General features: G+C 58.0%; 5 protein-coding genes. All 5 read left to right on the top strand.

What is annotated here, in order from left to right; all coding sequences use genetic code 11:
* The first annotated feature begins 142 nt into the window (after nt 1-142).
* From QQJ84_RS17855 to QQJ84_RS17835, 5 genes are read left to right on the top strand one after another with little or no spacing between them, the layout of a single operon-like run.
* Nucleotides 143-1018 (top strand): bifunctional methylenetetrahydrofolate dehydrogenase/methenyltetrahydrofolate cyclohydrolase, encoded by an 876-nt coding sequence (locus tag QQJ84_RS17855; RefSeq protein ID WP_284259688.1) that lies wholly within the window; start codon nt 143-145, stop codon nt 1016-1018.
* Nucleotides 1015-2148, top strand: a complete 1134-nt coding sequence (locus tag QQJ84_RS17850; protein ID WP_284259687.1) for an aminomethyltransferase family protein — start codon at nt 1015-1017, stop codon at nt 2146-2148. Before QQJ84_RS17855 ends, QQJ84_RS17850 begins: the two co-directional genes overlap by 4 nt.
* Nucleotides 2148-2702, top strand: coding sequence for a dimethylamine monooxygenase subunit DmmA family protein (locus QQJ84_RS17845; protein WP_284259686.1), 555 nt, complete (start codon nt 2148-2150; stop codon nt 2700-2702). The genes QQJ84_RS17850 and QQJ84_RS17845 overlap by 1 nt, the downstream gene beginning before the upstream one ends.
* Complete coding sequence (locus tag QQJ84_RS17840) at nt 2699-3616, top strand: PDR/VanB family oxidoreductase (RefSeq protein ID WP_284259685.1); 918 nt, start codon at nt 2699-2701, stop codon at nt 3614-3616. Before QQJ84_RS17845 ends, QQJ84_RS17840 begins: the two co-directional genes overlap by 4 nt.
* Before the next feature lie 3 nt (nt 3617-3619).
* Nucleotides 3620-4675: a heme-dependent oxidative N-demethylase family protein gene (locus QQJ84_RS17835; protein ID WP_284259684.1), complete on the top strand. Its 1056-nt coding sequence runs from the start codon at nt 3620-3622 to the stop codon at nt 4673-4675.
* The last annotated feature ends 144 nt before the right edge of the window (nt 4676-4819 follow it).

The following is a 4819-nucleotide window of genomic DNA, read 5'->3' as shown; positions in this document are numbered from 1 at the left end:
TCAGATACCACCTCGAAGACCGAGTCATCCTCAACGGTAAAAAAGCCGTCGTCTTCACAGCGTAAGGAGGATTTTCGTTTGACAAATTGTGTTCCTTATAATTACCTTCCTTAATTCATAAGAAATTCTAGGACCTCGAATATTGGCTGATATTATCGACGGTAAGATTTTTGCTGAATCGCTGCGAGCCGGTATCGCGGCAGAGGTTGCCACACTCGCCTTTACCCCCGGCCTCGCCGTGGTGCTGGTGGGCGATGATCCGGCCTCAAAGGTTTATGTTGCCAACAAGGCCCGCCAAACGGTGGAAGTGGGCATGCGCTCGTTCGAGCACCGCCTGCCCGCGGAGACCACCCAGGCGGATTTGCTGGCGCTGGTGCAGGCCCTAAATGCCGATGCCGCCGTGCACGGTATCCTGGTGCAACTGCCGTTGCCCAAACATCTCAACACCGAAGCCATCATCGCCGCCATTTCGCCCGCCAAGGATGTTGACGGGCTGACGGTCACCAACGCCGGGCTGCTGGCAAACGGCTTGCCGGGGCTGGTGCCCTGCACACCGCTCGGCTGCATCCTGCTGTTGCAGGACCGGCTGGGCGACATGACCGGGCTGAACGCCGTCGTCGTCGGCCGCTCAAACCTCGTAGGCAAGCCCATTGCGCAGCTCTTGTTGCAACAAAACTGCACCGTTACCATCGCACATTCAAAAACCCGCAACCTGGACCAGATCTGCAAAACCGCAGACATTCTTATCGCAGCCGTCGGCCGGTCAGAGCTGATCAAAGGCAACTGGATCAAACCCGGCGCCACCGTCATCGATGTCGGCATCAACCGCGTACCCGCCGCCGAACCGGGCAAAACCAAACTCGTCGGCGATGTCGCTTTCAGCGAGGCCGTCCAGGTCGCAGGCATCATCACCCCCGTTCCCGGCGGGGTTGGGCCCATGACCATCGCTTGCCTGTTGAGAAATGCCCTGACCGCGGCAAAACGTATCGAAACCACACTGGAGAAAGAGCTTTCATGACCCGTTCCTGGCGTTACGCTGCCCTCGCTGACCGTCATCGCGCACTTGGTTCCAAGCTCGAAGATTGGAACGGCATGCCCACCGCCTGGACGTATGATAGCGATCTGCAGAGCCACCATGTCGCGATCCGCACCAAGGCGGGGCTCATGGATGTTTCAGGATTGAAGAAGGTTCATCTGCATGGGCCGCACGCCTCCGCGGTGCTTGATTATCTGACTACGCGCGATGTCAGCAAGATCACCCCCGGCCGCTCCGCCTATGCGTGTTTTTTGAATGAAGCTGGAAAATTCATCGATGATGGTATTCTCTACCGCACCGGCCCCAACTCCTGGTTTGTGGTGCATGGCAGCGGGGCAGGGCACGCGGCGCTGAGTTCCGCCATCGCGGGCCGCAACGTCGCCATGCTGTTCGATGATGATTTGCTCGATCTCTCGTTGCAGGGCCCGCTGGCGGTGGATTTCCTGGCAAAACATGTTCCCGGCATTCGCGATCTCAAATATTTTCATCACATGGGCGCCACTCTCTTCGGCAAGCCGGTGATGATCTCGCGCACCGGCTATACCGGTGAACGCGGCTACGAGATATTTTGCAAATCCGAGGACGCCGGCATCATCTGGGATCGCATCCTGACAGATGGCGCGGAAATGGGAATCATCCCCTGTGCCTTTACCGCGCTCGACCTGTTGCGGACCGAGAGCTATTTGCTCTTCTTCCCCTACGATAATTCCGAGATGTACCCCTTTGCTGATGAAGCCCCGGGCGACACGCTTTGGGAACTGGGTCTGGATTTCACCGTAAGCCCCGGCAAAACCGGCTTTCGCGGCGCGGAGGAACACTACCGCCTCAAGGGCAAAGAACGTTTCAAAATTTTCGGTGTGTTGCTGGAAGGTACGCAAGCCGCCAACCCCGGCGATAAACTTTATGCAGACAGCAAGGCCATTGGCGTTATCACCTGCCCCATGGTCTCCACCCTTACCGGAAAATCCATGGCCATCGCGCGGATGGACGTGCCCTACGCTGTGCACGGCACTAAAATGACCGTCGAACATGAGTCGGGTAGCATCGCAGCCATCGCGCACACTCTGCCGTTTGATGACCCGGAGAAGAAAAAACGCACGGTGGTAGGCTGATGAACAAAAGCCGGCCCCTCTACAAGCCTTTTGCGCTTGACCTGACTGGCCGTGAACATCTGGTCGTCACCGACCAGTCCGAACCACCTGTTACGCTGGATCTCACTCTTTCCAATATCAGCCTCTGGAATGTAAGGACCATCGCTCCCGGAATCCAGGCGCCGCCGGCCGGACGGCACCGCGCTTTCCGCGCCGTGCCGGAGATGCATGCTTTTCTCACGCACCATCTCGCGCGCGCGAGCGTCGGCCTGCGACTCTACGCGCTGGGTTCTGAGCCTTTCATCTGGGACACCTACAACATAGGCAGCGCCGCAGGGTTGACTTCGGCCGAGATGTTCCTGACGCAGTCGGGACCGCCACGAAGACGCGTGTATTGCTGCCATTGTAAAACGATGATCGGCGATGTGACGCAAACCATCGCGCTCTGCCCCGGCTGTGGCTCCTCGCTGCAGGTGCGCGATCATTTTTCCCGCCGCCTCGCCGCCTTCATGGGGGTAAAGGTCGATGCAGAAATCCCGGGCGATATCCCGCTGCCGGAGTTGCTTGCCTCATGAAGCTTAAAATCACTGACATTATTGCACTTTCCCCCTCAATTCGCCAATTCACGCTGGCGGATGCGGCGGGCGCGCTCTTGCCCACCGCCAGCGCCGGCGCGCATATTCTGCTCCGTATTCCCGGCCCTGAACGTGTGTGGAGAAATGCGTATTCCCTGGTCTCCTCGCCTGAGGATCGCCACGCGTATAAGATCATTGTCCGCCGTGTAGAGCACTCCCGTGGCGGCTCTGTCTGGCTGCATGACCATGCCGCCATCGGCGAGGTTGTGGAGGCCGAGACGCCGCAAAATCTCTTCCCGATTCCACGAACGGCGCAAAAACACCTGTTGCTTTCAGCAGGTATCGGTATCACCCCCATGCTGGCCTATCTGCAGGTGTTGCGCAAACCCTTTGAGCTGCACCATTGTGGCAAGCTGGAAGATGCAGAGGCCTTCGCCCGCCTGCTTCCCGCCACGCCCAATGTTGTTTTGCACACAAGCCGCAACACGCTCGATCTGGAACAGCTGCTCGCGCATCAGAGGCTTGGAACGCATCTTTCGGTTTGCGGGCCGGAATCTTTCATGGATGTGGTGCTGCAAACCGCGCAAAACCTCGGCTGGCCGGGCGCGAAGGTCCATAAGGAAAGTTTCGGCGGCGCGACCGGCGGTGCTCCTTTCGTCGCGCGTCTGCGCCGCTCCAACCTTACGATCAATGTCGGCTCTGACCAGAGTCTGCTGGAAGCCATCGAGGACGCCGGCCTCGCTCCGCCCAGCCTTTGCCGTGGCGGCGCCTGCGGTGTTTGTGAGACGGCGCTGTTGGAAGGCATTCCCGACCATCACGACCATTATCTGAGCGAGACCCAGCGGGCTTGCAACAACACGATCATGCCCTGCGTCTCGCGCGCTAAAACTCCTGAGCTGGTACTGGATATTTAAGCAATGAACCTCGTCCTGAAACCTGCCGAGACCTTTCGTGAGGATTACACGGCCCGTAATTCCGACGCTGCCATTCTGCGTTTTCCGTTTCCATTTCATGAAGATAAATACATGTACTCCGTCAACATGGAGCCGCATGTGCCCGGCGGCGCCTCCCCGGTATATGACGCGGTATTCGATCTGGACGAACATTATATCGGCGAATGTGTGGACCGTGCGATCACCCTGGCTGATGACCCAATGCGCTGCTTCGTTATGCCACACCTCATCGATGCCGAGTGGGATACGCTGGAGTTGCTGATGGAGAGTCTGGCGAAGGATTATCCAGAGCAATTCACACTGAGCAAAGACGGGGCGGCATGGCACTGGGTCAACCGCCCGCTGGCCATTGACCAGAAGTTCACCTTCGGCGATGCCTCCACCCTGCCTTATCCGCCGTTCGAATTCATCACCCGCCAGGTGCAGGGAGACTTTACCCTGCAGGATCAGCGCGACAATAATTTGTTTGTCGAGGGCGGCATGGTTACCACCCAGGCTGACTGGTCGTTGAACTTTGACGCTGGCATGTCCTTCATGGAATGGCACGGCCCGGTTCCGGTGGCGCATCAGGCCGGTGTGTTTGAACGTGCGCTCACCTACCTGTTGCGCCTGCAATATGGCAAGCCTGTGCGCCGGCTCAACTGGACCCTCACGGCCAACCCGCGCCTGGATACATCGCCGGAGAATTATCCCATCTGGGGGCCTGAAAAAACGGCAATCACGCCGGAGAATGTCGGCGCCCGGCTATGCCTGCGCGTTGAGGTACAAACCTTAACGCGCTTGCCGCGCTCGAATGCGATCCTATTTGGTATTCGGGGTTATCTTATCCGTCTCGAAGAGCTGACGCGCGTGCCAAAATGGGCCAGGCGCATGCACCGCGTGATCCGCGATCTGCACCCGGAAATTGCGGCCTATAAGGGTATGACTGGCTATCGCCAGATCATCGTCGACCATTTGGCTGCTTTTGACGACGGCGCGGCGACCTCCCCCGGGACGGCACCTGAACAGACTAGTCTTTGATTTATATGGTAAATTTTATGTTTGTAAGGGAGGTTGGGGCGTTCTTGCGTACGGACGTAGAAAAGCGAAGGTACGGTAAGTTCTCTTTAGGAAAACAATATTCTTCTTGGTTGACGTATTGACCCCCCCTGGTTAAGCTTCGCC

The sequence above is a fragment of the Acidocella aquatica genome (genome assembly GCF_030160635.1).
Taxonomy (GTDB): Bacteria; Pseudomonadota; Alphaproteobacteria; order Acetobacterales; family Acetobacteraceae; genus Acidocella; species Acidocella aquatica.
The sequence above is the reverse complement of the archived record's forward strand: the minus strand, read 5'-3'. Positions and strand labels throughout refer to the sequence as shown.

Bases quoted from the DNA above. Each gene is read 5' to 3' on its own strand.
- QQJ84_RS17850 (WP_284259687.1), top strand. From the start codon at position 1,015: ATGACCCGTTCCTGGCGTTACGCTGCCCTCGCTGACCGTCATCGCGCA.
- QQJ84_RS17845 (WP_284259686.1), top strand. From the start codon at position 2,148: ATGAACAAAAGCCGGCCCCTCTACAAGCCTTTTGCGCTTGACCTGACT.
- QQJ84_RS17840 (WP_284259685.1), top strand. From the start codon at position 2,699: ATGAAGCTTAAAATCACTGACATTATTGCACTTTCCCCCTCAATTCGC.
- QQJ84_RS17835 (WP_284259684.1), top strand. From the start codon at position 3,620: ATGAACCTCGTCCTGAAACCTGCCGAGACCTTTCGTGAGGATTACACG.